The following is a 1,737-nucleotide window of genomic DNA, read 5'->3' on the forward strand; positions in this document are numbered from 1 at the left end:
AAGATGAATATAATGCCCGAATTTATCTTAATTTGAGGAGAAATACAATTTATGAAAGATTCAATGCGAGTAAAGAAGGATTTACCACACGGACATTTTGCCCATTAATTCTCCAAGATTTATGGAATTAAAACTTTCAAAAACTCTTCTACTTTTAAAACTTGAATTTTTGGGAAGGGAATCTGTTTTAGAATATCGAAATGGCGGTCTTGACTCACTAAGTATGTAGCATTACATGCAATGGCACAGTCCACAAATTTATTGTCGTCTGGGTCAGATTGTATTAAATTCCAAGCGAAATATCGAGTAATATGCTCTACGTTGGGCTGTTCAAGCAATAATTCGACTAATGTTTGTGCTACATCAGCTCCCATTTTATTACTAATTATTTCGGCATATTCCTCCAATATTTCATTTGAAAAGCAAAGTGTGTATTTTTCTTCCAAAAAATAATCAAAAATCATTCGATTTGCCGATTTGCTCGAAATGATTGTTAGTAGAATATTAGTATCTAAAACAATCTTCATTGGCTTTTATATGAAGTTCTTAAATGTGAGTTTAAAATTTGTTCTTCATCGGCTGCTGTCCATCCGTTTTGTTCCCATACTGCATCAGCTTGTTTGGTTAGTTTTTGAGCTAAATACTTACGCACCAGTTTTTTTATCTCTACCAAATCATCTTCTTTGATATTCGCCATGAGTCTAAGCATATATAATTGGCTTTCACTCAGTGGACTATTGATTGTTTGTGCTGCCATTTGTCTGAAATTTTCACTAAAAATAATCTTTTATCCTCAATTTTACAATTAACGATAGATTTAAACACTATGCAAACCATCACCCCGACCCAATTGTCAAATCTTAATTTGTCTTAGATATTTCTGATAAGCCATTGCGACCAAAGCAGTCGTATAAGCATCGGAAGTAAAATAGAGGATATTCCGAACAACTGTTCCGCCCGAAAAGAAAACACCGCCTGTCCAATAGGCTTGGTTTTGTTCGATTTTCTTCTTTGAATCAATAAATGCAATGGCTCGATTGATTGATTCTTGCGGAACATCCAAACCAGATTCTTTCAGATAAAGCATTGCCAGCAGGGCATAAGTAGTTGATTGTAAGACATCTCGCTTATTTACGTGCTTCCAACTTTCGTAGCTTCCGTCAGGCTTTTGACTTTTTTGTAGGTGAGCCAGCAGCAATTTTGCAGAGTTTTTTAGGGCAGTATCGCCTGCCGCTAAGGCTCGCCCGACCGCAAAATGAAAATGATAACGATTGGGGTAATAAATGCCCATTCTATTCCATCGTCCACGTTTAGTGTGTTTTTCGATAAGTTGGTGAGCGGCTTTACTGCCTTTACTCTTATCAAGCGAGCCTTTTTTTGTTAAATAAGTAAGCACATTGGCGTTTACCACCACATCCACATCATTTGTTCCCCACGGAATATATGGCACATACGGGTGCGGATAACACACACTAAAAGGCAGAAAAAACACTAAATTGTGCATCACGGTTTTGTGGAAACGCCAATTTTCGAAAGTCGATTCTTGTGCCAGCCAAGTCATATACGCTCCCGATTTCTTGAAACCGTGATACATATAATTATACCAATGTCGGTTCTGACGGTTTTTATCAAGGAATTGGTCGAAAATATTGTACTTAATTGGAATTATAGAGTCTTTTTGACCAAAAATCTTTTGGTGATACCAAATTGCCAGATTTCCGAGGGCAGTATCATCGG

The 1,737-nt window shown here is 36.8% G+C and carries 3 protein-coding genes; all 3 read right to left on the reverse strand.

All coding sequences use genetic code 11. The features are described 5' to 3' along the window. Window positions 1-119 precede the first annotated feature (119 nt). Window positions 120-527 (reverse strand): putative toxin-antitoxin system toxin component, PIN family, encoded by a 408-nt coding sequence (locus ACOVO2_RS04525; protein WP_421768818.1) that lies wholly within the window; start codon window positions 525-527, stop codon window positions 120-122. Beyond that, window positions 524-757: a hypothetical protein gene (locus ACOVO2_RS04530; protein ID WP_421768819.1), complete on the reverse strand. Its 234-nt coding sequence runs from the start codon at window positions 755-757 to the stop codon at window positions 524-526. The genes ACOVO2_RS04525 and ACOVO2_RS04530 overlap by 4 nt, the downstream gene beginning before the upstream one ends. A 96-nt stretch (window positions 758-853) precedes the next feature. Then, window positions 854-1,737, reverse strand: an 884-nt coding sequence (locus ACOVO2_RS04535; protein ID WP_421768820.1) for a hypothetical protein, incomplete at its 5' end; no start/stop codon positions are given.

It is taken from the genome of Emticicia sp. (assembly GCF_049241225.1).
In the GTDB taxonomy this organism is placed as follows: domain Bacteria; phylum Bacteroidota; class Bacteroidia; order Cytophagales; family Spirosomataceae; genus Emticicia.